This window comes from Burkholderia sp. 4NA327C6 (genome assembly GCF_005502655.1).
Taxonomy (GTDB): Bacteria; Pseudomonadota; Gammaproteobacteria; order Burkholderiales; family Burkholderiaceae; genus Burkholderia; species Burkholderia contaminans.
On sequence record NZ_SCNZ01000008.1, the window covers coordinates 68767 to 93415 of the forward strand.

31 protein-coding genes are annotated in these 24649 nt (G+C 69.6%); 22 read left to right on the forward strand and 9 right to left on the reverse strand.

The window, feature by feature from the left end; genetic code table 11:
• Nucleotides 1-6: 6 nt before the first annotated feature.
• Nucleotides 7-1053 carry a UDP-glucuronic acid decarboxylase family protein gene (locus tag FFS49_RS10795; RefSeq protein ID WP_039371388.1) on the reverse strand — a complete coding sequence of 349 codons (1047 nt, stop codon included), beginning with the start codon at nucleotides 1051-1053 and terminating at the stop codon, nucleotides 7-9.
• Complete coding sequence (locus tag FFS49_RS10800) at nucleotides 1053-2372, reverse strand: glycosyltransferase family 1 protein (protein ID WP_105815548.1); 1320 nt, start codon at nucleotides 2370-2372, stop codon at nucleotides 1053-1055. The genes FFS49_RS10795 and FFS49_RS10800 overlap by 1 nt, the downstream gene beginning before the upstream one ends.
• 242 nt (nucleotides 2373-2614) lie before the next feature.
• Between FFS49_RS10800 and FFS49_RS10805 the strand changes: the two genes are divergently transcribed.
• The 7 genes from FFS49_RS10805 (at nucleotide 2615) to FFS49_RS10835 (ending at nucleotide 7304) form a co-directional block, all read left to right on the forward strand.
• The gene (locus FFS49_RS10805; protein WP_105815549.1) at nucleotides 2615-3016 is read left to right on the forward strand and encodes a BON domain-containing protein; all 402 of its coding nucleotides are present in this window, start codon (nucleotides 2615-2617) and stop codon (nucleotides 3014-3016) included.
• A 30-nt stretch (nucleotides 3017-3046) separates the two neighbouring features.
• A complete protein-coding gene (locus FFS49_RS10810) occupies nucleotides 3047-4075 on the forward strand; it encodes an SDR family oxidoreductase (RefSeq protein WP_105815550.1) in 1029 nt (342 codons plus the stop codon).
• A gap of 26 nt (nucleotides 4076-4101) precedes the next feature.
• Complete coding sequence (locus tag FFS49_RS10815; RefSeq protein ID WP_039371385.1) at nucleotides 4102-4401, forward strand: DUF2795 domain-containing protein; 300 nt, start codon at nucleotides 4102-4104, stop codon at nucleotides 4399-4401.
• 64 nt (nucleotides 4402-4465) lie between these two features.
• A complete protein-coding gene (locus tag FFS49_RS10820) occupies nucleotides 4466-5035 on the forward strand; it encodes a hypothetical protein (protein ID WP_105815551.1) in 570 nt (189 codons plus the stop codon).
• Nucleotides 5036-5140: 105 nt separating this feature from the next.
• On the forward strand, nucleotides 5141-5998 hold the full coding sequence (locus FFS49_RS10825; protein WP_039371341.1) for an SDR family oxidoreductase: 858 nt from the start codon (nucleotides 5141-5143) through the stop codon (nucleotides 5996-5998).
• Between the two features lie 34 nt (nucleotides 5999-6032).
• A complete protein-coding gene (locus FFS49_RS10830) occupies nucleotides 6033-6638 on the forward strand; it encodes a DUF4142 domain-containing protein (RefSeq protein WP_105815552.1) in 606 nt (201 codons plus the stop codon).
• 57 nt (nucleotides 6639-6695) lie between these two features.
• Nucleotides 6696-7304, forward strand: a complete 609-nt coding sequence (locus tag FFS49_RS10835) for a DUF892 family protein (RefSeq protein WP_039371335.1) — start codon at nucleotides 6696-6698, stop codon at nucleotides 7302-7304.
• 71 nt (nucleotides 7305-7375) lie between these two features.
• Here FFS49_RS10835 and FFS49_RS10840 read toward each other — a convergent pair whose 3' ends face one another.
• Together FFS49_RS10840 and FFS49_RS10845 are read right to left on the reverse strand one after the other, a co-directional pair.
• Nucleotides 7376-8656: a divalent metal cation transporter gene (locus tag FFS49_RS10840; protein WP_105815553.1), complete on the reverse strand. Its 1281-nt coding sequence runs from the start codon at nucleotides 8654-8656 to the stop codon at nucleotides 7376-7378.
• A complete protein-coding gene (locus tag FFS49_RS10845) occupies nucleotides 8653-9312 on the reverse strand; it encodes a UdgX family uracil-DNA binding protein (protein ID WP_105815671.1) in 660 nt (219 codons plus the stop codon). The genes FFS49_RS10840 and FFS49_RS10845 overlap by 4 nt, the downstream gene beginning before the upstream one ends.
• 195 nt (nucleotides 9313-9507) lie before the next feature.
• Between FFS49_RS10845 and FFS49_RS10850 the strand changes: the two genes are divergently transcribed.
• Complete coding sequence (locus FFS49_RS10850) at nucleotides 9508-9984, forward strand: response regulator (protein WP_105815554.1); 477 nt, start codon at nucleotides 9508-9510, stop codon at nucleotides 9982-9984.
• A 30-nt stretch (nucleotides 9985-10014) separates the two neighbouring features.
• Here FFS49_RS10850 and FFS49_RS10855 read toward each other — a convergent pair whose 3' ends face one another.
• Both FFS49_RS10855 and FFS49_RS10860 read right to left on the reverse strand, forming a co-directional pair.
• The gene (locus tag FFS49_RS10855) at nucleotides 10015-11226 is read right to left on the reverse strand and encodes an MFS transporter (protein WP_105815555.1); all 1212 of its coding nucleotides are present in this window, start codon (nucleotides 11224-11226) and stop codon (nucleotides 10015-10017) included.
• Nucleotides 11227-11264: 38 nt separating this feature from the next.
• Nucleotides 11265-11531: a DUF4148 domain-containing protein gene (locus tag FFS49_RS10860; protein ID WP_105815556.1), complete on the reverse strand. Its 267-nt coding sequence runs from the start codon at nucleotides 11529-11531 to the stop codon at nucleotides 11265-11267.
• A 193-nt stretch (nucleotides 11532-11724) separates the two neighbouring features.
• On the opposite strand from FFS49_RS10860, the gene FFS49_RS10865 reads away from it, so the two are divergent.
• Nucleotides 11725-12618 (forward strand): LysR family transcriptional regulator, encoded by an 894-nt coding sequence (locus tag FFS49_RS10865; RefSeq protein ID WP_105815557.1) that lies wholly within the window; start codon nucleotides 11725-11727, stop codon nucleotides 12616-12618.
• A gap of 111 nt (nucleotides 12619-12729) precedes the next feature.
• Here the strand turns inward: FFS49_RS10865 and FFS49_RS10870 are convergent, their stop codons facing one another.
• From FFS49_RS10870 to FFS49_RS10880, 3 genes are all read right to left on the reverse strand, one after another.
• A complete protein-coding gene (locus FFS49_RS10870) occupies nucleotides 12730-13212 on the reverse strand; it encodes a PRC-barrel domain-containing protein (protein WP_039371318.1) in 483 nt (160 codons plus the stop codon).
• Between the two features lie 91 nt (nucleotides 13213-13303).
• A complete protein-coding gene (locus FFS49_RS10875; protein ID WP_039371315.1) occupies nucleotides 13304-13735 on the reverse strand; it encodes a CBS domain-containing protein in 432 nt (143 codons plus the stop codon).
• Nucleotides 13736-13814: 79 nt separating this feature from the next.
• The gene (locus FFS49_RS10880; RefSeq protein ID WP_039371313.1) at nucleotides 13815-14069 is read right to left on the reverse strand and encodes a hypothetical protein; all 255 of its coding nucleotides are present in this window, start codon (nucleotides 14067-14069) and stop codon (nucleotides 13815-13817) included.
• Nucleotides 14070-14237: 168 nt separating this feature from the next.
• On the opposite strand from FFS49_RS10880, the gene FFS49_RS10885 reads away from it, so the two are divergent.
• The 13 genes from FFS49_RS10885 (at nucleotide 14238) to FFS49_RS10945 (ending at nucleotide 24487) form a co-directional block, all read left to right on the forward strand.
• Nucleotides 14238-14543, forward strand: coding sequence for a hypothetical protein (locus FFS49_RS10885; protein WP_105815558.1), 306 nt, complete (start codon nucleotides 14238-14240; stop codon nucleotides 14541-14543).
• Nucleotides 14544-14727: 184 nt separating this feature from the next.
• Nucleotides 14728-14955: a hypothetical protein gene (locus tag FFS49_RS10890; protein ID WP_105815559.1), complete on the forward strand. Its 228-nt coding sequence runs from the start codon at nucleotides 14728-14730 to the stop codon at nucleotides 14953-14955.
• A complete protein-coding gene (locus FFS49_RS10895; protein WP_105815560.1) occupies nucleotides 14952-15263 on the forward strand; it encodes a hypothetical protein in 312 nt (103 codons plus the stop codon). The genes FFS49_RS10890 and FFS49_RS10895 overlap by 4 nt, the downstream gene beginning before the upstream one ends.
• Nucleotides 15264-15288: 25 nt before the next feature.
• Nucleotides 15289-15594, forward strand: a complete 306-nt coding sequence (locus FFS49_RS10900; RefSeq protein ID WP_105815561.1) for a hypothetical protein — start codon at nucleotides 15289-15291, stop codon at nucleotides 15592-15594.
• Nucleotides 15595-16093: 499 nt separating this feature from the next.
• Nucleotides 16094-16282, forward strand: a complete 189-nt coding sequence (locus FFS49_RS10905; RefSeq protein WP_047852964.1) for a DUF3008 family protein — start codon at nucleotides 16094-16096, stop codon at nucleotides 16280-16282.
• Between the two features lie 46 nt (nucleotides 16283-16328).
• Entirely contained in the window at nucleotides 16329-16490 is a 162-nt protein-coding gene (locus FFS49_RS10910; protein ID WP_006767422.1) for a DUF1328 family protein, read from the forward strand.
• Nucleotides 16487-16873 (forward strand): DUF3022 domain-containing protein, encoded by a 387-nt coding sequence (locus FFS49_RS10915; RefSeq protein ID WP_105815562.1) that lies wholly within the window; start codon nucleotides 16487-16489, stop codon nucleotides 16871-16873. Before FFS49_RS10910 ends, FFS49_RS10915 begins: the two co-directional genes overlap by 4 nt.
• 129 nt (nucleotides 16874-17002) lie before the next feature.
• A complete protein-coding gene (gene katE / locus FFS49_RS10920; RefSeq protein WP_105815563.1) occupies nucleotides 17003-19108 on the forward strand; it encodes a catalase HPII in 2106 nt (701 codons plus the stop codon).
• A gap of 12 nt (nucleotides 19109-19120) precedes the next feature.
• Entirely contained in the window at nucleotides 19121-19624 is a 504-nt protein-coding gene (locus tag FFS49_RS10925; RefSeq protein WP_039371286.1) for a YetF domain-containing protein, read from the forward strand.
• Between the two features lie 36 nt (nucleotides 19625-19660).
• Nucleotides 19661-20668, forward strand: coding sequence for a Ku protein (locus FFS49_RS10930; RefSeq protein ID WP_105815564.1), 1008 nt, complete (start codon nucleotides 19661-19663; stop codon nucleotides 20666-20668).
• A gap of 24 nt (nucleotides 20669-20692) precedes the next feature.
• Nucleotides 20693-23440 carry a DNA ligase D gene (gene ligD / locus FFS49_RS10935; RefSeq protein ID WP_105815565.1) on the forward strand — a complete coding sequence of 916 codons (2748 nt, stop codon included), beginning with the start codon at nucleotides 20693-20695 and terminating at the stop codon, nucleotides 23438-23440.
• 180 nt (nucleotides 23441-23620) lie between these two features.
• Nucleotides 23621-24043, forward strand: coding sequence for a hypothetical protein (locus FFS49_RS10940; protein ID WP_105815566.1), 423 nt, complete (start codon nucleotides 23621-23623; stop codon nucleotides 24041-24043).
• 69 nt (nucleotides 24044-24112) lie between these two features.
• Nucleotides 24113-24487: a DUF3022 domain-containing protein gene (locus FFS49_RS10945; protein WP_105815567.1), complete on the forward strand. Its 375-nt coding sequence runs from the start codon at nucleotides 24113-24115 to the stop codon at nucleotides 24485-24487.
• Nucleotides 24488-24649: the final 162 nt, after the last annotated feature.

The window sequence follows — 24649 nt, forward strand, 5'->3', positions numbered from 1 at the left end:
GCGTCGTCACTGCGCCGGTGCCGGGCGGCGCGGCATATCGACCTGCGCGAGCAGGTGCGACGCGATTTGCGTGCTGCGCACGAGATCGCCGGGCGGGTGATGCGCGGCCTGCCGATGAATGAAGTACCGCACGGTACGCGCGAGCCCGGTGGCGAGCGGCGTGGTCGCGCGCCAGTCGAGGCGCCGCTGCGCGGCATCGAGGTTCGGCCGCCGCTGGCGCGGATCGTCGGACGGCAGCGGCCGGAACTCGATCGCGACCGTCGCGCCGACGATCCGCACGACTTCGCGCGCGATGTCGAGCATCGCGATTTCGGCGTCGCTGCCGAGATTGACCGGCTCGCTCGCGTCGCCCGGCTCGTTCATCAGCCGGATCAGCGCGTCGACCATGTCGTCCACGTAACAGAACGAGCGCGTCTGCCTGCCGTCGCCGTAGACGGTCAACGGCGCGTCGGCAAGTGCCTGCGTGATGAAGTTCGACACGACGCGGCCGTCGGCCGGATGCATGCGCGGGCCGTACGTGTTGAAGATGCGGGCGATCCGCACGTCGACGCCGTACTGGCGGTGATAGTCCATGAACAGCGTTTCCGCGCAGCGCTTGCCTTCGTCGTAACAGGCGCGCACGCCGACCGGGTTCACGCGGCCGCAGTATTGCTCGTGTTGCGGATGGACGTCGGGGTCGCCGTACACCTCGCTCGTGGACGCCTGCAGGATGCGCGCCTTCACGCGCTTCGCAAGACCGAGCAGGTTGATTGCACCATGCACGCTCGTCTTGGTCGTCTGGACGGGGTCGCGCTGGTAGTGGACGGGCGACGCGGGGCACGCGAGGTTGTAGATCTCGTCGACTTCGACGTAGAGCGGAAACGTCACGTCGTGCCGCATCAGCTCGAAGGTCGGCGCGTCGAGCAGGTGCGCGATGTTGTCCTTCGCGCCCGTGTAGAAATTGTCGACGCACAGCACGTCGTGGCCGTCCGACACGAGGCGTTCGCACAGATGCGAGCCGAGGAAGCCGGCGCCGCCGGCGACGAGCACGCGTTTGCGATCATGGCCCTTCATCATGCGTTCTCCTTGCGATGGGCGAGCGCGCCCTGTGTGATCGAGACGGGCGTGCGGTGGCCGGTGCCGGCCGACGCGCCGGCGCGTCGTGGGCGGGCGACGTCGCGATAGATGTCGACGAGCCGGTCGGCCACGCCTTTCCATGTGTAGAAACGATGCGCGCGCAGGTAGCCGGCGCGTCCCAGCGCCGTGCAGAGCTCGGGTTGCGCGCGTAGCTGGACGAGCCGCGCGGCCAGCGCGGCGGGATCGCGCGGGGGCACGAGATAGCCGGTCGCGCCGTCGTCCACCGTCGTGCGGATGCCGCCGACGTTGCTGCCGATCACCGGCGTCGCACAGGCCATGGCCTCGACCGGCGTGATGCCGAACGGCTCGTACCACGGGGTCGTGACGAACACGTCGGCCGCGCTGTAGTACAGGTGCAGCGTGTCGCGGTCGCGCCGGCCGACGAAGGTCACGCGATTGGCGATCCCGAGGTCGTGCGCCAGCCCGGCGAGGCGGGCGAGTTCCGGGTCGCGGGCCGGGTCGGGCGTGGCCTGGCTGCCGCCGACGATATAAAGGTGGGTCGGCCGTCGCGGGTCGCGCGGCATACGGGCCAGCGCGTCGATCACCGTGTCGATGCCTTTGCGCGGCACGAGGCGGCCGAGCTGCAGCACGACGAACGCATCCTGCGGCCAGCCGAGCCGTGCGCGCGCGTCGATGCGTGGCGTCGGCCTGAGTTCCTGCACGTCGAACCCGCACGGCACGATCTCGATGCGCGCGGCGTCGGCGCGATAGTGCGTCGTCAGGTCGAGCGCATCCTGCGGGCATTCGGCGATCACGCGGTCCGAGCGGCGCGCGAGCGTGTCCTCGATCGCGAAGCGCGCATCGGGGAAGCCGTCGGCGTCGCCCTGATGGAGCCGGCGCACGCGGCCGAGCGCATGGAAGGTCGTGACGAGCGGGATGCCGAGCTGCCGCTTCACGCGCAATGCCGCGTCGCCCGACATGAAGAAGTTCGCGTGCATCACGTCGACCGGGTCGGGTTCGCGCCGCATGCGCGCGACCATGCCGTCCGCAAACGCGACCATGTACGGCAGCAGCCGCTCCTTGGGCACGTCGGTCGGTGGTCCGGCCGGTACGTGGATCACGCGCATGCGCGTGCCGATCGGCACGACTTCCGGCAGGTGCGGATTGTCGCAGCGCGTGTAGACGTCGACGTCGAGGCCGCGCTCGGCCAGTTGCTTCGCGACGTTCGCGACATAGATGTTCTGCCCGCCGGCATCGACGCCGCCGATCACCCCCAGCGGCGATGCGTGCTCACTGATCAACGCGATTCTTTGCATGGTGTTGCTCCCGGTATCGGGGCCGCGTGGATGGGCCACCGTTGCCGGTGGTTCGGCAAGCGGCGTACCCGGTGCATTGCCCGCGAAGCCGCCGGTCGGGATACCGAAAAAATTACAACGGGTTGGATGAAAGGGCGTCTGATCGGGAGAACCCGCGACTGCGCCGCACGGGCGGCGCGGCACGCGACTTGCGCTGTCCCGTTCACCCGCCGGCAATCCCGGCTCGACGAAAGGAGGTCACGATGAAGGCATTTCCGCTGCAAGCCCGTTCCCTGGGGTTCCGTCGTCGCAACGCGATGCGCGCCGGCATGGCGATCGCGATCGCCGCCACCACGGCGTGCGCGGTGATCGCGCCGAACGCGCTCGCCGCCGGTGACGACAGTGCCGCGTCGACGTCGGCGTCGACGCATTCGACGACCGGCACGAAGATCCGCGACGCGACGATCACGACCAAGGCGAAGGCCGAGCTGGTCGGGACGAACGGCCTGTCGTCCGGCGACATCCACGTGAAGACGCGGCGCGGCATCGTGACGCTCACCGGCAGTGTGCCCGAGGAGGCGCAGCGCACGCAGGCCGTCAGCGTCGTGAAGCAGGTCGACGGCGTACAGGACGTGCGCGATCAGTTGACGATCCGGGCCAAGTGACCGCGGCCGCGCCGCACAAGGAGTCCAGCCATGAATTGCATGCTCAAACCGGTCGGCGAGCAGACGATCGTGATCACCGGCGCGACGAGCGGCATCGGTCTCGTCACCGCGCGCAAGGCCGCGCGCCGCGGCGCGAAGCTGGTGCTGTTCGCGCGGAATGAAGCCGCGCTCAACACGTTGTGCGAGGAGCTTCGCCAGCATGGCGATCTCGCGGTGGCGGTCGCGGGCGACGTCGGCAATCTTGAAGACCTGCAGCGCGCGGCCGCCAAGGCGGTCGAGACCTACGGCGGTTTCGACACGTGGATCAACAATGCCGGCGTATCGATCTTCGGCCCGGCTTCCGCGGTGCCGCTCGACGACCAGCGCAAGCTGTTCGACACCAACTACTGGGGCGTCGTGCATGGCTCGCTCGTCGCGGCCGACCACTTCCGGCGCAAGAACGACTTTCACGGCGGCGCGATCATCAACATGGGCAGCGAGGCGTCCGACGCGCCGGTGCCGTTGCAGAGCGCGTATGTGGCGTCCAAGCATGCGGTGAAGGGCTTTACGGATTCGCTGCGGCTCGAGATGGAGGGTGACCATCTGCCGGTGTCCGTGACGTTGATCAAGCCGGCCGCGATCGACACGATGTTCGTGATGCACGCGAAAAACTACATGAACGTCGAGGCGAAGCTGCCGCCGCCGATCTACGACCCGGAACTGGTGGCCGACGCGATCCTGTTCGCGGCCGCGCATCCGCGCCGCACGCTGTTCGTGGGCGGCGCGGCGAAGTTCACGTCGGCGAGCGCGTATCACGCGCCGCGCCTGTTCGATCGCATTGCGTCCCGGCTGTTCTGGCGCAGCCAGCGCACGGATCGCCCCGCCCGCCCGCGCGACGACAACGCGCTGTACGAGCCGCGCCACGCACTGCACGAGCGCGAAGGCATGGACGGGCCCGTGCTGCGCGGTTGCGCCTACAACACGGTGGTTCAGCGGCCGAAGGTGGCGGGGGCGGTCGCCCTCGGTGCGGCGGCGCTGGTGGTCGCCGCGCTGGCGCGTGCGCGCCGCGCGTCGACGTGATTTCGTTCATCTCCAAGGAGGGTTTCATGACATCCCGACAACATACGGGCCACGAATACAGCCACTCGCGCGCGCACGAAGGCGAGCGCACGCAGCAGGACCATGACAAGGGCGGCCACCAGGGCGGCCACGGCAAGGCGCCGAGCCCGATCGACGTGCAGAAGGCCCTGAAGGGCATGGACTATCCGGCCAGCAAGTCGGCGGTCATCGAGTGCGCGGAACGCTCGCATGCGGACCCCGGCGTGATCGACATGCTTCGCCGCATTCCCGATCGCGAATACGGCACACCGGCCTCGGTGTCGAAGGAACTCGGCCGGCTGATGTGAGCGCCGCCCCGTCGCGCCGCGTGCGGTTGCACGCGGCGCCACCCCCGTCACAAGGAGCACGACCATGGCGATGATCGTCGCAGGCCGCTTCACGACGTTCGACGAAGCGGAAGGTGGGGCGCGTCACCTGTACGAGCGCGCGTTCGGTTCGGATGACGTATCGATCTTCTTCCTGAATCCCGGCGGACAGCATGCGCGCTTTCCGATCGGCGGCGACGTCTATGCCGATACGGCGGCGAAGCCGGGCGGGCGCGGCGCGATGATCGGCGCGATCCGCGGGGTGGTGATCGGCATCGTCGTGGGGCTGCTCGTCTATGCGATCGGCGTGCGCTACTGGTTCGTGCCGGCCGCCGCCGCGCTGGCCGGCGCGTATCTAGGCGCATTCGGCGGCGCGCTGGGCCGCATGCGCGGCGAGCCGGCCGAGGGCAAGGGCACGCTCGCGCAGAGCGAAACCGGCGTGATCCTCGCGGTGCGCGTGGCGCCCGACACCGCGACTACCGCGGAAGACGTGCTGCGCGCGACCGGTGCGTCGTCGATCGAGCGGGTCGAGGGCGACTGGCAGGACGGCGAGTGGCGTGACTTCGATCCGGTACGCCGGCCCGGCGAGCCCGCATCGGGCGCCAATCAGCACTGAATTTTTTACGCCCGTTCGCAGCGTTGCACGCGCGATGACGGCGCCGCCGTGCGCGGCACGCCGCTTGCGAGCGATTGACGACACCGTTCAGGGAGGAACGAACCCATGACTACCGCACAGACACCACCGCCGCAGAAGCAGGACCACCAGCCGGGCACCGAGCGCGACATGCATCCGGAGCCGCGCGACTTGGCGGCCGATTACGTCGGCAGCGGCAAGCTCGCCGGCAAGGTCGCGCTCGTGACGGGCGGCGACAGCGGGATCGGCCGCGCGGTCGCGATCGGCTTCGCGAAGGAAGGGGCGGACGTCGCGATCGTCTATCTGAACGAGTCGGACGACGCCGCGCATACGAAGCAGCTGATCGAGCAGGCCGGCCGGCGTTGCGAGGCGATCAGGTGCGACGTCGGCGATCGCCGGCAGGCGCACGACGCGGTGGCGCGCACGGTCGAGCGGCTCGGGCGGCTCGACGTGCTCGTGAACAACGCGGGCGAACAGCATCCGCGCCCGGGCATCGAGGACGTGACCGAGGAACAGCTCGAACGCACGTTCCGCACGAACGTGTACGGGATGTTCTTCTGCACGCAGGCCGCGCTGCCGCACATGAAGCACGGCGGACGCATCGTCAACACCGCGTCGGTGACCGCGTATCACGGCAATCCGAAACTGCCGGACTACTCGGCGACCAAGGGCGCGATCGTCGCATTCACGCGGTCGCTGTCGGCGGAACTGGCCGAACGCGACATCCGCGTCAACGCGGTCGCGCCCGGACCGATCTGGACGCCGCTGATTCCATCGACGTTCACCGCCGAGCAGGTCGCGAAGTTCGGCGCGAACGTGCCGCTCAAGCGGCCGGGGCAGCCGGACGAACTGATCGGCTGCTACGTGCTGCTCGCGTCGGAAGGCGCGAGCTACATGACCGGGCAGACGCTGCATCCGAACGGCGGCTCGATCGTCGGCGGCTGATGGCCGTCTCTCGCCAAATGCAAGGAGGAAGCCCATGAAACGACCCAACTGGACGATCGCGGTGTTCGCCGCGGCCGTGCTCGCCGCCGGCGGGTTCGCCCGCGCGCAGATGCCGAGCGAGCCGCCCGCATCGAATTCACATGTGCCGGGCGGCGTGATCAACCCGTCGTCGGGCGCGGGCGACGCGATGATCGCGAAAGCGCCGCAAGGCGGCGACGCGGAATTCGTCGACAAGGCCGCCATTGCCGGCAAGGCCGAAGTGCAGGCGAGCCAGCTCGCGTTGAGGCAGGCGCAGTCGCCGGACGTGCGCGCATTCGCGCAGCGCATGGTGGCGGATCACGGCAAGGCGAATGCGCGCTTGACCGAGATTGCCGCGCGCCAGGGCATGAAGCCGCAGGTCGAACAGATCCAGGACCCCGACGTCGAGGCGCTGCGCGGCAAGCAGGGCCGGGACTTCGACGTCGCGTACGTCGCGGCGGTCGGCCCGGAGGCGCACCGCAAGGCCGTCGCGCTGTTCGAAGGCGAGGCGCGCAACGGGCGGGATCCGCAATTGCGCGAGTTCGCGAGCACCACGCTGCCGACGCTGCGGCATCACCTGAGCATGGCGCAGGCGCTCGAACGCAAGGTGGGCACGCACTGACGCGTGCCCGTTCAACCCCGGGCCGCGCGTGCGGCCCGTCTTTTTGGAGACTCAGTCATGGCCCATCGGCAACCGAAGCATGAAGGCATCCTCGAATTGCTCTGCCAGGCATACGAAACCGAGCTTGGCGGCGCGAAGATCTATGAAGCCGCGCTGCAATGCGCGACCGACGAGGATCTGCACAAGGAATGGGAGAAGTACCACCGCGAGACGCTGCATCACCAGGAGGTGCTGCGCAAGGTGTTCGAGACGTTCGGCATGGACCCCGACACGCAGACACCCGGCCGCAGCGGGGTGGCGGCCATCGGGAAGGCGCTCGCGCATACGATCGAGCAAGCCCGGAAGCAGGCCGACCCGGCTGTCGCGCAGGTCGTCGCGGCCGAGTGCGTGGTGCTCGCCGAGACCAAGGATCACCTGAACTGGGAGCTGATCGGCTATGCGGCAGACCAGTTGTCGGGCGACGCCGCGAAGACGCTGAAGGACGCGCACGACGAGGTCGAGGCCGACGAGGATCATCACCTGTATCACACGCGCGGCTGGGCGCGCGAGATGTGGATCGCGTCGATGGGCTTCAAGGCAGTGCTGCCGCCGCCGGAAGAAGTGAAGAAGGTCGAATCGGCGGCCGAGGCGGCGCGCGCCGAACGTTCGCGCGGCAAGATGATGTAATCGCGACGGGCCGGGCCTGGCCGCGATGCGGTCGGCCCGGCTCCATGAAAGTCGCGCGCGCGATCAGCGGTTCAGGTCAGCAGGTCGACGACCATCGTCACGACCGATGCCGCCATCAGCGCGACCGCCAGCCAGCCGAACGCTTTCGACACGATGCCGCTGCCGGGTTGTCCGGCCGCCTCGCGCCGGTGCGACAGCAGCATCACGAGCACGAGCATCGGTACCGCCGCGATACCGTTGAGTACCGCGCTCCAGTACAGCGCCTTGATCGGATCGATGGGGCTCACGCAGATCGCGATGCCGACGATCACGCACAGCGCCAGCACCGCATAGAACGCAGGCGCACGCCGCACCGGCTCGTTCAGCCCTTCGCGGAACCGCCACGCTTCCGCGCAGCCGTACGCGGCGCTGCCCGCGAACGCGGGAATCGCGAGCAGCCCGCAGCCGACGATGCCGAACGCGAACACGAGAAACGCGGCTTCGCCGGCGATCGGCCGCAGCGCTTCGGCGGCTTGCGCGGTGGTGCCGATGTCGTGCCGGCCGTGCGCGAAGAACACGGCGGCACCGACCACCATGATGCAGAACGACACCGCGTTCGTGACGAGCATGCCGAACCACGTGTCGAAGGTGACGCGCCGCTCGGTCTCGCGGCGCGTGTCGCGTTGCCCGGATGCCGTTTCCTCCACTTCGAGCGCGGCCTGCCACACGAACAGGTACGGGCTCAGCGTCGTGCCGAGCACGGCCACCGTGGTCGTCGCATACGCGTGCGTGAATTCGATCTGCGGCAGCACGATCGCATGCATCACGCCCCGCCAGTCGATCTGCACGAAGCCGAGTTCGAGCACATAGGCGATCAGGCCGAGCGTCATCCATTTGAGCCAGCGCGCATAGCGCTCGTACGACAGCGTCATCTGCAGCGCGAGCGACGCGAGCCCGTAGAACGGCGCATACCAGTAGCTGTGCCCGCCCGCGACGAGCGCGGTCGCGTCGCCCATCGCCGCGAGATCGGCGCCGACGTTGACGACGTTGACGATCGCGACCATCACGATCAGCGTCTTGGCGAGCCGGTCGGAGAAGTGCTCGCGGATGGCGGCGACGAGGCCCGCGCGGTTGCGGCGGCCGATGAACGCCGACGCGAGCTGCACGGCGACCATCATCGGCAGCGTGACGACGATCATCCACAGCATGTTGAAGCCGAACTGGCCGCCGGCCTGCGCGTAGACCGCGATGTTGCTCGGATCGGCATCGGACGCCCCCGCGAGCAGGCCGGGGCCGAGCCGCCGGTACCACGGTGTCGCGGTGCGCGGCGCGGCGCCCGCGGCCGGCTGCGCGTCGTCGCCCGGCGCGCTCATCGGGTGTCTTCCCTTGCGCCGTGCCGGCTGTCGCGATTCCGATCGCGGTCGGGTTCGCCGGCCAGGCGCGATGCGGTGCGCAATGCGTCGACGAGCGTCCGGTACGCGTGCTCGCGCGAATCGGCGCCGCGCGTGCGCAGCACGTACGACGGGTGAAAGGTGGCGACGACGAGCCGGCCTTCCGCCGTGCGAATCGGTGCGCGCGCGGCCTCCAGCGTCACATCGTTGTCTTGCAGCAGCGCGCGCAACGCGGTGCCGCCTAGCGCGACGATGACGCGTGGCCGTACCGCGTCGAGCTCGCGCTCGAGCCAGTAGCGGCACGCGGCCACCTCGCGTTGCGCGGGCGTCTTGTGCAGCCGCCGCTTGCCGCGCGGCTCCCATTTGAAATGCTTGACCGCGTTCGTCAGATAGCACTGCGCGCGCTCGATCCCGGCTTCATCGAGTGCACGGTCCAGCATGCGCCCGGCCGCGCCGACGAACGGCAATCCGTTGCGGTCCTCCTGGTCGCCCGGCTGCTCGCCGACCAGCATGATCGTCGCGTCGACGGGGCCGGCGCCGGGCACCGGCTGGGTCGCATGCTCCCACAGCGCGCAGCGGCGGCACGCGTCGAGTGTCGCCGGTGCATCGTCGGCAGCGGGCGGCGTCCGGCGCGTCATGTGACGACGCCCGTGCGGCACGTGGCGCGGCAGGTCGCCCATGCAAGCGGGGCGGAACGGAAAGGAAAGCGCAGCGTCACGCACATGAATGGCTCCGGTACGACGATTCGACCTGTGCAGCAACCGCCGTTCCGCATCGGCCGAGACGGGCGCGTGGTTTGCGTGGAGGCGGAGGTCAACGACAGGAGAAACGCGATGCTTCCCGATTCCGGCGACGATCCGGCCGCGGACGACGTGCTGCTATGGCGCGCACCCGACAGCGTGCCGGCGCGGTCGCATCGCGTGCTGATCGTCGACGACTATCGCGACGCGGCCGATGCGCTGCGCCTGTTGCTGGAGGCGCGCGGCTTCGAATGCCGCGTTGCCGTCGATCCGTTCGCCGTCTGCGCGATCGCGCGCGACTGGCAGCCGTTCGCGGTCGTGCTCGATATCGCGATGCCGGGCCTCGACGGGCTGCAGCTTGCGGCGCGGCTGCGTGGCGATCCGCACACCGGCGACATGCTGCTCGTCGCGTGCAGCGGCTTCGCGTCGCAACGCGATTGCGAGGCGGCGAAGCAAGCCGGGTTCGACGCGCACTGCGCGAAGCCGCTGACGCCGCATCGGCTGCTCGGCTACCTGGATGCGGCGAGCGGCCGCGCGCAGCGGGACGGGGAGGTTACACGGCGCTTGTAAAAACGCCGCCGGGGCGGGGTGGCGCAGGCATCAACCACCGGTGCGCGTGGCGGCGCGCGCGGCGGACCTGCCCGCGACGACGGCCAGGCCGCCGGCGCACGCGAGCAGTGCCGCGCTCATCGCGAAGGTCGCGCGGTAGCCGTGCAGGTCGAACAGCATGCCGCCGATCGTCGCGCCGAGCCCGATCGCGAGTTGCACGACCGCCACCATCAGGCCGCCGCCGGCTTCCGCATCGTGCGGCAGCGTACGGGCGAGCCACGTCCACCAGCCGACCGGCGCCGCGGTGCCGAGCAGGCCCCATGCGCCGAGCAGGCAGGCGGTTGCCGCCGTGGAGCCGCCGAAGAGCGTCAGCGCTACCGCAATCGCGGCCATCAGTGCCGGCGTGGCCACGAGTGTCCGGTAGAGCCCGTGTTCCAGGACGCCGCCGATCAGGACCGTTCCCGCGAAGCCCGCGACGCCGATCACGAGCAGGATCAGCGACAGTGTGACGGTGCCTGCGTGCGTGACGGTTTCGAGGAAGGGGCGCAGGTAGGTGAACAGCGTGAACTGGCCCATGAAGAACACGCTGACCGCCGCCATGCCGAGCGCGACCGGCGGCCGGGCCAGCAGCCTGAGCGCGTTGGCCGACGTGCCGCGCGGCGCGGACTGCATCGACGGCAGGCTGACAAGCTTCCAGCCGAATGCGATCGCGGCGACCGGCACGACGCAGAAGAACGCCCAGCGCCACCCGACGATCCCGCCCAGAAAGCTGCCGAGCGGAGCCGCGACGACGGTCGCCAGCGCATTGCCACCATTCACGATCGCCAGCGCGCGCGGCACGTGCGGTGCCGGCACGAGGCGCATCGCGGTGGCGGCCGACATCGACCAGAAGCCGCCGATCGCCACGCCGATCAGGGCGCGGCCGGCGATGAACGCCGCGTAGTTCGGCGCGAATGCGACGAGCGTGCCGGACACGATCGTCAGCAGTGTCAGCACCAGCAGCAACGGCTTGCGATCGCGCCGGCCGGCGAGCGATGCGATGAAGAGGCTCGTGACCAGCGCGAACGCGCCGGATACGGAGATGGCCTGGCCGGCCTGGCCTTCGGTGACGTGCAGGTCACCTGCAATCGGGGTGAGCAGGCTGACCGGCATGAACTCGGAGGCGACCAGCGCGAACGCGCCGAGCGACATCGCGAGGACGGCGCCCCACGCGGCCGCACCGTCAGGTGCGGTGCCGCGATCGGGCGTGGAGACGGAGGGCATGGCGGGAACCGGATCGGAACAAGACGTGGGTCGCGCGCTCAGTCGCAACGCGTCGTGGCGCCGTGCACGGCGAGCTGCGTGCGCGCGTCGTCGGCGCGCCCGGCGTGCACGCGGGCCGCGGCGGCCTGGGCATCGTCGACCCAGCTGCGCGGGTTCATGCGCGCCGGATTGAAGCCGGCGGCCTCGTAGCGCAGCATGTCCTGGCGGACCTGCTCGCGTGTCAGGCCCGGTGCGGATTGCGCGAACAGTGGGCCGGATGCGGCAAGCGCGGCGACGGCGGCGGCAGCGAGAAAGCGGGTAGTCATGAGGTGGGCTCCGTATGCGGGGGAGTCCGAGCGTCCGGGCTTTGCCGAGGCGCATCGGGTCGATGGCTTCGCAGTCTAGCGAGCCGCCGCGGATCGATTAAGTAGCGCGGCACGCTTGGACTCATGAGCCAAACTGATGAATCGCCGCCGGCGGTGCTACGATTGGCGTCCGTCCCGACCGGAGCTTTTCGACATGGCGCGCGAAAATTTGAACGACCTGCTCGTCTTTCTCGCGGTGGCCCGCGAGCGCAGCTTCACGCGCGCGGCCACGCGGCTCGGCGTGTCGCAGTCGGCGCTGAGCCATACCATCCGCGATCTCGAAGCGCGGGTCGGCGTGCGGCTGCTGACGCGCACGACGCGCAGCGTGTCCACGACCGACGCGGGCGAAGCGCTGTTCCAGGCGGTGGCCCCGCGCATCGACGAGATCACCGCGCAACTGGCCGCGCTGTCGGATTTCAGGGACAAGCCGGCCGGCGTGGTGCGCATTACGGCCACCGAGCATCCGATCGATACGGTCATCTGGCCGAAACTTAGGCAGGTCCTGCCCGACTACCCGGATATTCGCGTCGAGCTGTCGGTCGATTACGGGCTGTCGAACATCGTCGAGGAGCGCTACGACATCGGCGTGCGCTACGGCGACCAGGTGGCGAAGGACATGATCGCCGTGCGGATCAGCCCGGATGTCCGGATGGCGATGGTCGCGGCGCCGGCGTATCTCGACGGCCGCAAGCCGCCGAAGAAGCCGCAGGACCTGCTCGATCACGATTGCGTCACGTTGCGGCTCGCCACGGCGAAGGGCATCTATGCGTGGGAGCTGAAGAAGGGCAGGAACGACGTGCTGGCGCGCGTGAACGGCCGGATCACCTGCAATACGCAGCCGCACATGGTCCAGGCGGCGCTCGACGGCTTCGGCATCGCGTTCGTCACCGAGGACATCGTGCTGGAGCATGTCCGCAGCGGCCGCCTGCGGATCGTGATGCCGGACTGGTGCCCGGTTTTTCCCGGCTACCACGCGTACTACCCGAGCCGCCGCCCGGCGTCGCGTGCGTTCACCGTCGTGATCGACGCGCTGCGGCATCGCGCGTAGCGCGTGTCGCGTCGGGGCCGCCGTCGCGACGCCCGGCAAGAAAAAACGCCCCGCGCGGGCGGGGCGTTCGACGCGGCTGCGCCGGCGAACCGGCGCCGCGTGGCGGCGCGATCAGTGACGGTCGCGTGCGCGCGGGTCGTTGAGTTCCTCGGTCGGGTCGGTCAGCCCGAGTTCGTCGCCGGCGCTCCAGTACGGTGTGCTGCCGTAGAACTCGTGCAGCGGCGCGGCCCATTGCGGATCGGCCATCGCCGGCCAGTGGTCCTTGTCGAACCCCGGTGCGTTGCGGATCCGCTCGGACGACACCGACAGCAAGAAGCATTTGCGCTCAGTGTCGAGCGTGAGCGCGCTCCACGGGATCGCGTGCAGCTTGTCGCCGATGCCGAGGATGCCGCCGCTCGACAGTACCGCGTAGGCGACGCGGCCGGAGCGCACGTCGAGCATGATGTCCTTGATCTTGCCGACGTCGTCGCCATCGGTCGTATAGACCTTGTTACCTTCGAGCGTATCGGCCGCCATCACGTCGGGGCCAGGGCCGGCCGCCGTTGCGGCGCCCTTGCCGATGATGCGGGTCTGACCTTGATCGGAAGTCTGCATGGTTTCCTCCAGGCTGCATGTGGCGCGACGGTGCCCGGGGCGGGCCCTGCGGGTCGCGCGGGGTGGTCGGGACGGGGCGGCGAGCGCTCCGTCACGTCTGCTTCGGTTGCGACACGCCTTCGAGCGTGTTCGCGAGATCGTCACGCTCCGGGCCGGCCATGCGCGTCGCGATGTCCGCGAGCGACAGCATGCCGACCAGCCGCTTGTCGTGATCGACGACCGGCAGGCGGCGCAGTTGCGCGTCCGCCATGTAGTGCTGGATCTCGTCCAGCGAATCGTCGTCGAAACACCATTCGATCGGGCCCGACGCGACTTCGTGGATGCGCGTCTCCGGCGGCTTGCCGGCTGAAATCGCGCGCACCGCGAGGTCGCGGTCCGTCACCATCCCGATCAGCCGGTTGTTGTCGCACACGGGCAGCGCGCCGACGTCGTAGCGCTCCATCAGTTGCGCGGCATGACGGATCGAGTCGGTCGGTGCGATGTGCACGACGTCCTGCGACATGATTTCGTTGACGCGATGCATGAATTTCTCCTCTCGGGTTCGGTACTTCAATGATTCGAAACGGGCGGTACGGAATCAGCAAGCCGCATGCCGCAGGCGCTCATGCGTCGCCGCGTTCGCGCTTGTCCTGCCACGGCCCGTCGTCGTGCGTGCCGGGCGGCGTGTCCGGCTCGATGCGCGTGACGCCACCGGTCGCGGGCGGGTCGCTCGCGGGAAACGTGTCCTCGAGCTGCTTGTCGATATGGCGTTCCGAATGATGCGTACGCGCGCGGTCGCGGTGCTTGAGCGGCGGCGACGGGTCGGGTTGCCGTTCGTGTGCCGGCGCGTCGTGGCCGGTCCGGGTCGAATCCTTCATCGCGAGCCTCCGTGTCGATGCCAATGGCGTGTGCCTGCCGCAACGGCCGTGCCCGGTACGCGCGGGGTTCGCGCCGGACTTCGGCGGCACGCAACTTGCCACGAAGGCGATGACCGCGGCGCGTGGTACGGAAGGTGCCCGCCCCGCACACTTCGAGCGGGAGGCACGATGACGATTCCGAAACGACGACCTGGCGTGCGCTACGAGGTCAATGTATGCGGCGGCGGATTCGATTCGCTGAAGAACCATTTCAACGAATGGAAGCATGAACCGCTGATTTACCGGCCCGAGCGCCGGATGTTCGAAGGCAAGGCCGACGTGCGGCCGCTCGGCGGCGATGCGTTCGGCTCGACCGAGCCGGCGCGGTTCGCGCTGCAGCGCGCGTGCGAGCCGTCCGACCCGTATGCGCTCGCCGCGCAGGTGCACGACGACGGCCGCGAGCTGTGGCTAGTGATGGCCGCTTACGACGCGTAGCCGCGCCGTTGCAAGATTTGCAGCGAACGGTGTAGCGAAGGCACGGCAGGCCATTCGTGTCGCCCGCGTGTGCGTCGCGGCGGACCTTCGGATGACGTGAAGGACGGCATGCGGCTTGCGCGCCCTCGGCAGGCGAAGGTCGCGTCCGCTACCGACCCGCGGACCCCGCCATGAAGGAGCGCCGATGACACCTGACCCAACGCAGTGGTTGCAGCGGCCCGAACCGCCGCTGCCCGACATCGGGCCGGATCCGGAACCGCCCGATCCCGACGACGTGCCCCCCGACCTGCCTGAACCTTACCGGCAACCCGAGGGCGATCCACCGGGGCATGCGCCGCCCGAGCGCGAGCCGCCCGTGCATACGCCGCCGATGAGCGCGGTATCGGGAACGCGCAAAGAGGCATTGCCATGAGCATCCGCGTGAAACCCGGCGTGTTGCGCGACATCGCCGAAACGCTCGGCCGCCATTTCGAGGCGCACGCGATGCCGTTCCATATCGAGGAAGCGCCGGTCGGCGCACTGCATATCGGCTTTCGCGTCGACGGCCATCCTGCGTCGCTGACCGTGGCGTTCGACGCCGACGCGTTCGCCGCGCTCGAGCAGGCCGGCATCGAATCGCAGCGCCGCGCGCTCACGCGCGTGGCGGTGGAATTCGACGCGATGATGGCGCGTCGCACCCCGACCGCCTACGCGGGCGATTTCCATTTCAACCGGCTATGAGACGCCGGGCACAGGGAGGATTTCGATGAACCCGATCCAGACGATACGCATGGGCATCCTGGCGTGTGCCGCCGCGTGCGCGCTGGGCGCCTGCACGCAACCGGCGAACGGCCCCTACGGCACTCGCGGGGCGCCACCCGACAGCCGTGGCGCACAGTCGACCACGACGATGCCCGACGCGCATGCGCGTGACGCCACGCGGCCGTCGCCGGGCACCGTGATGCCGCAGGGCGCGGCCGGCGGCGAAGCGGCCGACGGGCCGTCGACCGGCTCGAACGATGCGCAGGGCGACCGGCCGCTGCCGGGCACGCCGCCGCTGATGCAGTACTGACCCGGCACCGCAACATCACCCACGGCGTGCGGGCGGGACCGCGTACGTCGTGCGGCGCGCCGTCCGATCGCATCGATGCGAAGCGATGACTGGTCACGACCCGACATGCTTTCCGGCTTACGGAAATGCGTGTCCAAAACTTTCCGCCGGCTTGTAAATAAGCGGCTCCCGCCCGCAGCGACACGCGGGGCGCACCCACAGCCGACGCGCTTCGACGACCTGGCACGCTCAATGCATGAGGGATGCAGACGGTCAACCGTGAATCGAATCGCCTGACGGCTTTCGAGGCCGGGTTCGCCGGGCGCCTCGCGGCCGAGGCATCGTTCTTGCGCGTTGCACCGTGACGAAGGATCGCCGGGCGATGACGATGCCGCCGGCCGGCCCGCGGTGCGGCGACGCGGCCAGGCGGCCAGGCGATTCAACCGCGTTCACCGCGTTCAACCGCGTGCGCACCATCGCTTGCCGCGATGCGCGCATTCACGAGAGGAGGAGCACGACCATGCCAGCAAAATCTCAGGCCCAGCAACGCGCCGCCGGGGCCGCCCTGTCGGCCAAGCGCGGCGAGACGAAAATGAAGGACCTCAAACCGCCTTCGAAGTCGATGGCCAAATCGATGAGCGAGAAGGAGCTCGAAAAAATGGCCTCCACGCCGACCCACGGCAAACCGAAACACAAGCACGACGCCTGATCGACGCCGACGCGCGTCGGCGACCGCTGTCATCCAGGAGGGTTCCATGCTTCGATACGCCATCATCTTCTTCATCATCGCGATCATCGCGGCCGTGTTCGGGTTCGGCGGCATCGCAGCCGGCGCGGCGGAGATCGCGAAGATCCTGTTCTACATCTTCGTGGTGATCTTCCTGGTCACGCTGCTGCTGGGCGTCGTCCGACGATGAGCGTCACGCCCGACCGGTCGCAGCGCATCGCGGAACTCGAGCACGCGCTTGCGAACGGGTTTCCGTCCGAATCGACCGTCGTCGTGCACGCGGACGACGCGTCCGGGCGGCTGACGATCCAGGTGTCCTGGGTGCGTGTGCCGGCCGACGCAAGCGCGCGCGACTGGCGTTGCGCGGTCGACCTGCGGTTCGATCCGGACGTGATCACGCGCTACGCATCGCTCGACGCAGCCGGCCGGCTGCGCGTGCGCACCCGTTTGTGCGATAGCGCGCGGCGCGCGGTGGATGCGCGCAAGCCGCGCGTCGAGGATGCGGCGATCGAGTGCAACGTGGCGCCCGACGTGACGCGCGCCGAACTCGACGCGGCGTTGCGCGCGCCCTGACGCCACCGCCGGCCGGCGGGTGCGGTCGCGCCCGGCCGCGCCGGTTTTCCTGCTGTCCGCCCGTGCGGGTCGCGGCAACGCGGCGCACGCATGGCGGATACCCCTTCGAATGCCACGAGGACCTGATCGATGACCCATTCCCCCTCATCCGGAACGACGCCGCCCGCCCAGCCGCAGGACAGCGCGAAATCGCGTCAGCTCGACGAGCACCGTTCGCGGCCCGACCACGAGGCACTGCGCACCAACCAGGGCGTGCGGATCGCCGACAACCAGAACACGTTGCGTGGCGGCACGCGCGGCCCGTCGCTGCTCGAAGACTTCATCATGCGCGAGAAGATCACGCATTTCGATCACGAGCGCATTCCGGAGCGCGTGGTGCACGCGCGCGGCTCGGCCGCGCACGGCGTGTTCCGCGTGTACGAGCCGATGGCCGACTACACGAAGGCCGCGTTCCTGCAGGATCCGGCCGCGGAAACACCGGTGTACGTGCGCTTCTCGACGGTCCAGGGGCCGCGCGGCTCGTCCGACACCGTGCGCGACGTGCGGGGCTTCGCGGTGAAGTTCTATACCGAAGAGGGCAACTACGACCTCGTCGGCAACAACATGCCGGTGTTCTTCATCCAGGATGCGATCAAGTTTCCCGATTTCGTGCACGCGGTGAAGCCCGAGGCGCCGAACGAGATGCCGACCGGCGCGTCCGCGCACGACACGTTCTGGGATTTCGTGTCGCTGGTGCCGGAAACCACCCACACGGTGCTGTGGCTGATGTCCGACCGCGCGCTGCCCGCGAGCTACCGCGCGATGGACGGCTTCGGCGTGCACACGTTCCGCTTTGTGAACGCCGCCGGCGCCGTGCGTTTCGTGAAGTTCCACTGGCGGCCCGTGAGCGGCGCGTATTCGCTGCTGTGGGACGAGGCGCAGCGGATTGCCGGCCATGACCCGGATTTCAACCGGCGCGACCTGTGGATGGCGATCGAGCGCGGCGACTATCCGGAGTTCGAACTCGGCGTCCAGATGATCGATCCGGCCGATGCCGACAAGTTCGACTTCGACCTGCTCGACGCGACCAAGCTGGTGCCGGAAGAACTCGTGCCGGTGCGGCCCATCGGCCGGATGACGTTGAACCGCAATCCCGACAACTTCTTCGCGGAAACCGAGCAGGTCGCGTTTCATCCGGGGCACGTGGTGCCCGGCATCGACTTCACGAACGATCCGCTGCTGCAGGGGCGCCTGTTTTCGTACACCGACACGCAATTGAGCCGGCTCGGCGGCCCGAACTTCCACGAGATCCCGATCAACCGGCCGGTGTGCCCGTTCGCGAACAACCAGCGCGACGCGATGCACCGGCAGACGATCAACGTCGGGCAGGCGTCGTACGAACCGAATTCGACGAGTGGCGGCTGGCCGCGCGAGACGCCGCCCGCGCCGGCCGGCGGCGGCTTCGAGACCGTGCACGAGCCGCTCGAAGGCGACAAGGTGCGCGTGCGCAGCGAATCGTTCGCCGATCATTTCTCGCAGCCCGCGCTGTTCTACCAGAGCATGACCGACATCGAGCAGCGGCATATCCGCGACGCGTACTGCTTCGAGCTCGGCAAGGTGACGCAGCCGCACATTCGCGAGCGGGTGGTCAACGACATGATCGCCCGCTTCGACGCGGGGCTGGCCGCGCAGGTGGCCGAACGGCTCGGGCTGCCCGCGTCGCACGGAGGCGCGACGCCGGCGGTCGCGCAGCGTTCGCCCGCGCTGAGCCTGATCGGCCGCTCGAAGCCCGGCATCCGGTCGCGCAAGATCGCGCTGATCGCGACCGCCGGGACGAGCGAGACGCTCGTCCAGCAGGTGCGCGATGCGCTGCAGGCCGCGCACGCGGTGCCGACGATCGTCGCGCCGACGCTGGCGCCGATCGGCAGCATCGTGCCGCAGGCGACGCTGGCCGGCATGCCGTCGGTGATGTTCGACGCGGTGTTCGTGTGCGGCGGCGACAGCGACGGTCGCGACCTTGCGCACAGCGCCGACGCGCGGCATTTCGTGCGCGAAGCGTTCAAGCACCTGAAGCCGATCGCGGCCGTCGGGGCGGGGCGGCAATTGCTGAGCGCCGCGCACCTGCCGGATCCGGCCGAAGGCGTGTGCGTCGGGGAGGCCGTCGATCTCGACGCAGTCCTGAACGACCTGTCCGACCACCTCGGCCGTCATCGCGTCTGGGCACGCGAGCAGCAGGCCGCCGAGTTGCCGGCCTAGCGCCGCGCGATCATGGACGTCGTCGTCGCGCTGTTCGGACAGGGCCGGATGCTCGGCCCCGGGCAGATGGTGCTGCGGGCGATCGTCGTGTTCGTGGTCGCGCTGGTGCTGATCCGCATCGCCGGGCGGCGCGCGTTCGGCCAGCGTTCGCCGTTCGACCACGTGGTCGGCATCCTGCTCGGCGCGATCCTGAGCCGCGCGGTGGTCGGTGCGTCGCCGTTCGTCGCGACGGTGGCCGCGTCGCTCGCGATCGCGCTGCTGCATCGCGTGATCGGCTGGGCCTGCGTGCGCTCGCGCCGCCTCGAGCGGCTGCTGGTCGGCGCGGAGCGCGAGGTGTATCGCAACGGCCGCTTCGACGACGCGCAGATGCGCGCGGCCCTGATCACGCCGACGGACATCCGTGAAAGCGTGCGTCAGGCGCTCGGCGCGGACGACCTGTCGGACGTCGACGCGGCGATCCTGGAGCGTAACGGCCACGTCAGCATCGTGCGGCGCAGCCGTTGCCGAAAGCCGTGACGGCCGCGTGCGGCGGATGCCGCAAGGAGAACATCGATGACACGCATGATCTGGAAGGGCGCGATCAGCTTCGGGCTCGTTCACGTGCCCGTGCAGCTGTTCCCGGCCACGCGCACCGTGAAGCCGTCGTTCCGGCTGCTCGACAAGCGCTCGATGGACCCGGTCGGCTATCGGCAGATCAACAAGCGCACCGGCAAGGAAGTCACGCGCGAGGACATCGTGCGCGGCTACGAGTACGAGAAGGAGCGCTATGTCGTGCTGACCGACGACGAGATCCGCGCGGCGAACCCCGAGTCGACGCAGACCGTCGACATCGTCACGTTCGTCGACGAGGACGCCGTGTCGTTCCTGTATCTCGACACGCCGTACTACCTCGTGCCGGACCGCAAGGGCGAGAAGGTCTATGCGCTGCTGCGCGACGCGCTGAAGGACAGCGGCAAGATCGGCATCGCGCACGTCGTGATGCGCGACCGCCAGCATCTCGGCGCGCTGATTCCGGTCGGGCCGCTGCTCGCGCTCGATACGCTGCGCTGGCAGGAGGAACTGCGGCCGCTCGACGAACTGTCGGTGCCGGCCGTCGACGCGAAGCGCGCGGGCGTCAGTGCGCGCGAGCTCGCGATGGCGAAGAAGCTGATCGACGACATGTCGGGCTCGTGGACACCCGACGAGTATCACGACACGTTCCGCGACGACATCCTCGAGCTGGTCGAGCGCAAGGTGCGCGCGGGCCGCGTCGAGGAAATCGAGGACCGGCCCGCGCAGACGGCGCGCACGGCGACCAACGTGGTCGATCTCACCGAGCTGCTCAAGCGCAGCCTGAAGGGCGGCGGCGGTGCACGTGCCGCACGCACGGACGACGACGAGGATGCCCGCGCGCCTTCGCATGCGACGGCCGCGCGGCGCAAGCCTGCGGCGAAGACATCCGCGAAACGCACGGCGAAGACGCCGGCGAATGCCCCGGCGAAGCGCGCGGCCGCGAAGCACGGCGCGACCGGCACGCACGCGGCGAAGAAGGCCGCCGTGCGCCGCAAGCACGCCGCGTGACGGCACGGGAAGGAGGGTGACGCGATGGCCGGCAAGCTCGAACCCTATCGCCGCAAGCGCCGCTTCGATGCGACGCCGGAACCCGCGGGGGCGCCCGGGCGGCGGCGCGCGCATGCGGATGCCGATGCGAGCGCGCACGACGCGCATCAGGCGCGATCCTCCGCGCGCACGGCCAGGCCGCTGCGCTTCGTTATCCAGGAGCATCACGCGCGGCGGCTGCACTACGATTTTCGTCTCGAACTCGACGGCACGCTGAAGTCATGGGCGGTGCCGAAAGGGCCGAGCGTCGATCCGTCGGTGAAACGGCTGGCCGTGCACGTCGAGGATCATCCGCTCGAATATGCGTCGTTCGAAGGCGAGATCCCGGCCGGCCATTACGGCGCGGGCTCCGTCGCCGTGTGGGACGAGGGCACGTGGACGCCCGACGGCGGCATTGCCCGGGCGCGCGACGGCTACCGCGCGGGCAAGCTGACGTTCCGGCTCGACGGCACGAAGCTGCACGGCGGCTGGGCACTGGTGCGCAGCGGGCGGCAGCAGGGGCGCCAGGAGCAATGGCTGCTGATCAAGGAGCGCGACGACGACGCGCGCGATGCGGCCAGCTTCGATGTCGTCGCGCAGCAGCCGGGCAGCGTGCACGACGGCCGGGCACAGGCGTCGCGCTCGGCGCCTGCCCACCCGCCGCATGACGGCGGGGCACGCACGACGGCGATCGATCCGTCGCAGGTGGAAGGCGCGGTGCGCGCAGCATTGCCCGATCGCGTGACGCCGCAACTCGCGACGCTCGTCGATGCACCGCCTGCTCACGACGATTGGCGCTACGAAGTGAAATTCGACGGTTACCGGATTCTTGCGCGGATTGCAGGTCGCGGTGCGCGGCGGCATGTCACGCTGATGACGCGCGAAGGTCGCGACTGGACGCCGAAACTGCGCGTGCAGCGCGACGCGCTTGCGGCCCTCGACGTCGACAACGCGTGGCTCGACGGCGAGGCCGTCGTCCTGGGCGAGCATGGGCTGCCCGATTTCCAGGCGCTGCAGAACGCGCTCGGCGCGGGCCGTTCGGACGCGGTGACGCTGTTCGTGTTCGACCTGCCGTTTCTCGACGGATACGACCTGCGCGATGCGCCGCTCACCGCGCGGCGCGCGCTACTCGAACCGTTGCTCGCCGGCAGCGATCCCGCGCGGCTGCGCTACTCGCCCGATCTCGGCGACGACGTCGCGTCGCTGATCGCGAGCGCGTGCGATACCGGGCTCGAAGGGTTGATCGGCAAGCGCGCGGAGTCACGCTATCGCGGCGGCCGCTCGTCCGCTTGGATCAAGCTGAAATGCCGGCGGCGCCAGGAGTTCGTGATCGGCGGCTATACCGAGCCGTCGGGCAGCCGGCACGGCTTCGGCGCGCTGCTGCTCGGCGTGTACGAACCGGCCGCGGGCGGCAAGCGGCCCAGGCGGTCCCATGTCGCCGCGCCATTGCGCTATGTCGGCCGGGTCGGCACCGGGTTCGATACGCGTCTGCTTGACCGGCTCGCGGCGACGCTGCGCCAGCACGAACGCAGCGCGACGCCGTTCGATCCGCCGCCGCGCGAACGGTCCCGCACGCGCGTCCACTGGGTCGAGCCGACGCTCGTCGCCGAATGCGAATTCGCGGAATGGACGAGCGACGGCATCGTGCGGCAGGCGGCGTTCATCGCGCTGCGCGAAGACAAGCCGGCGCGGCAGATCGTCCGCGAAGTGCCACGGCCAACCGAAACGGAGGCAACGATGAACGAATCCCGCGCGGCGCACGACGCATCCCCGCGTGCCCCGCATACCGATACGGCGCACGGTCGCACGCGCGGCGCGCGATCGTCCGCGTCTTCCGGCGACACGCAGGGAGCGGCCGCCGACGATCGTGTCGGCCGCGTGCGCATCACGCATCCCGATCGGGTGCTCGATCCGCAAAGCGGCACGCGCAAGATCGACCTCGCGCACTACTGGCAATGGGTCGCGCCGTGGCTGCTGCCGGACCTGAAGGGCCGGCCCGTGTCGCTCGTGCGCGCACCGGGCGACATTGCCGGCGAACTGTTCTTCCAGAAGCATGCCGAGCGCCGCGAGATCCCGTTCGTCACGCAGCACGAAGGGCTCGATCCCGGCCACGGGCCGCTGCTGTTGATCGACAGCGTCGATGCGCTGCTCGGCGCCGCGCAGATGGGCACGATCGAGCTGCACACGTGGAACGCGCACGCGTCGAACATCGAGCGGCCGGATCGCATCGTGTTCGACCTCGATCCCGATCCGGCGCTGCCGTGGCGCGCGATGATCGACGCCGCGCAGCTCGTGCGCGGGCTGCTCGACGAGCTGGGGCTCGTCTCGTTCTGCAAGACGAGCGGCGGCAAGGGGCTGCACGTCGTCGTGCCGCTCACGCGGCATGCGGGCTGGGACGACGTGAAGAATTTCTCGCGTGCGGTGGCGCAGCACGTCGCGGGTGCGCTGCCCGACCGTTTCACGGCGACGATGGGGCCGCGCCATCGGCGCGGCAAGATCTTCGTCGACTACCTGCGCAACGGCCGCGGCGCGAGCACGATCGCCGCGTATTCGGTGCGCGCGCGGCCCGGCATGGGCGTATCGGTGCCGCTCGACTGGGACGAGGTGCCCGACACGACGGGCGGTGCGCAATGGACGATCGACACGCTGCGCGAACGCCTCGATGCGTTGAAGCGTGATCCGTGGGAAGGCTATGCGCACGCGCGGCAGCGCATCACCGCGTCGATGCGCGCCCGGCTGGGCGCTGAAACGTGAATGCGTCAGCGCTGAAACTGCGGACGGTGGTGCCCGTTTATCGGCGGATTCGCGGAAATCACGCGTGCGATCACGGATGTCGACACGATAGCCGGCACGCGTACCGGTGGCGGCATGGGCCTTGCTGAAAGGAAAGGGCAGGAATTTCCGTCACGTGGTCTCAATCAGGGAGAAAACTTCATGAAATCCGCATCCGAATCGAAGTATGTCGCGCCGCGCGTGCTGGCGTGCGCGGCTGTCGCGATCATCGCGGCCGCGCCTGCCGCCTGGGCGCAGAACTCGCAGCGCCCGGACGAGGGCACCGGGGCGCCGAATCCGTCGATGGACATGTCCACACCGGGCACCAACGGCAACACGGCCGCGCCGCCGCCGCCCGCGCGCATGCAGCAGCACGGTGCGACACGAGGCACCCGCTCGCACAGCGGATCGGCCGGCCATGTGAAGCCGGGCGGCGGCCCCAACGGCGCGGGGGCGGGCGGCAGCGGCGCCGGCAATGGCCCTGGGAATGGCACCGGCGCCGGCAACGGCAGCTCGCCTGGGTCGACGGGCACGGGCGGCGGCGGCGCCGGCGGGGCGGGCAGCGCGGGGTCCAGCGGTTATTGACGGCGCCGTGCCGACGAAGGCGGCGAGGTTTCCCGGGACGGGCACGCCGCCACGACACAGGAGGACATCATGCAATCCAATTCCCGGAACAGGCGGGAGAACGACGACATCGACGAGATCGACGGCGACACGATCGAGGTGGACGATCTCGATACGACGGTGCATGTCGACGTCGCGACGGGCAGGATCAAGTTCCATTCGACCTGGGCGCTCGCGCCCGATGCGCCGCCCGCATACGCGGGGCATGCGGTCGAACTTGCGCTCGACAGCGACACGATGGAGCGCTATGCGGCGCTCGACGACGGCACGCGGATGCGCGTGCATGCGATCTTGCACGACACGGTGCAGGCGATGCTCGACCGTCTGCCCGACACGGACGAGCGCCTGACGCTCACGATCGAAGTGACCGACGCGATGCTGGATGCGGCGAGCCACCTGCAGTAGCCGTGCGGGCAGGGCCGTCTGACGGCTCGCCTGCGGCGGTCGCCGGCCGGACGGCGTCGGGCCTGGCATGCAGGAAATCCGCGTGCCCGGCGCGCGACATCGTTCCCGGACGGCGGGTGCGCCCCGTGGGCGGAAACGGCACGCCGCTTGCTGCAAGACCGG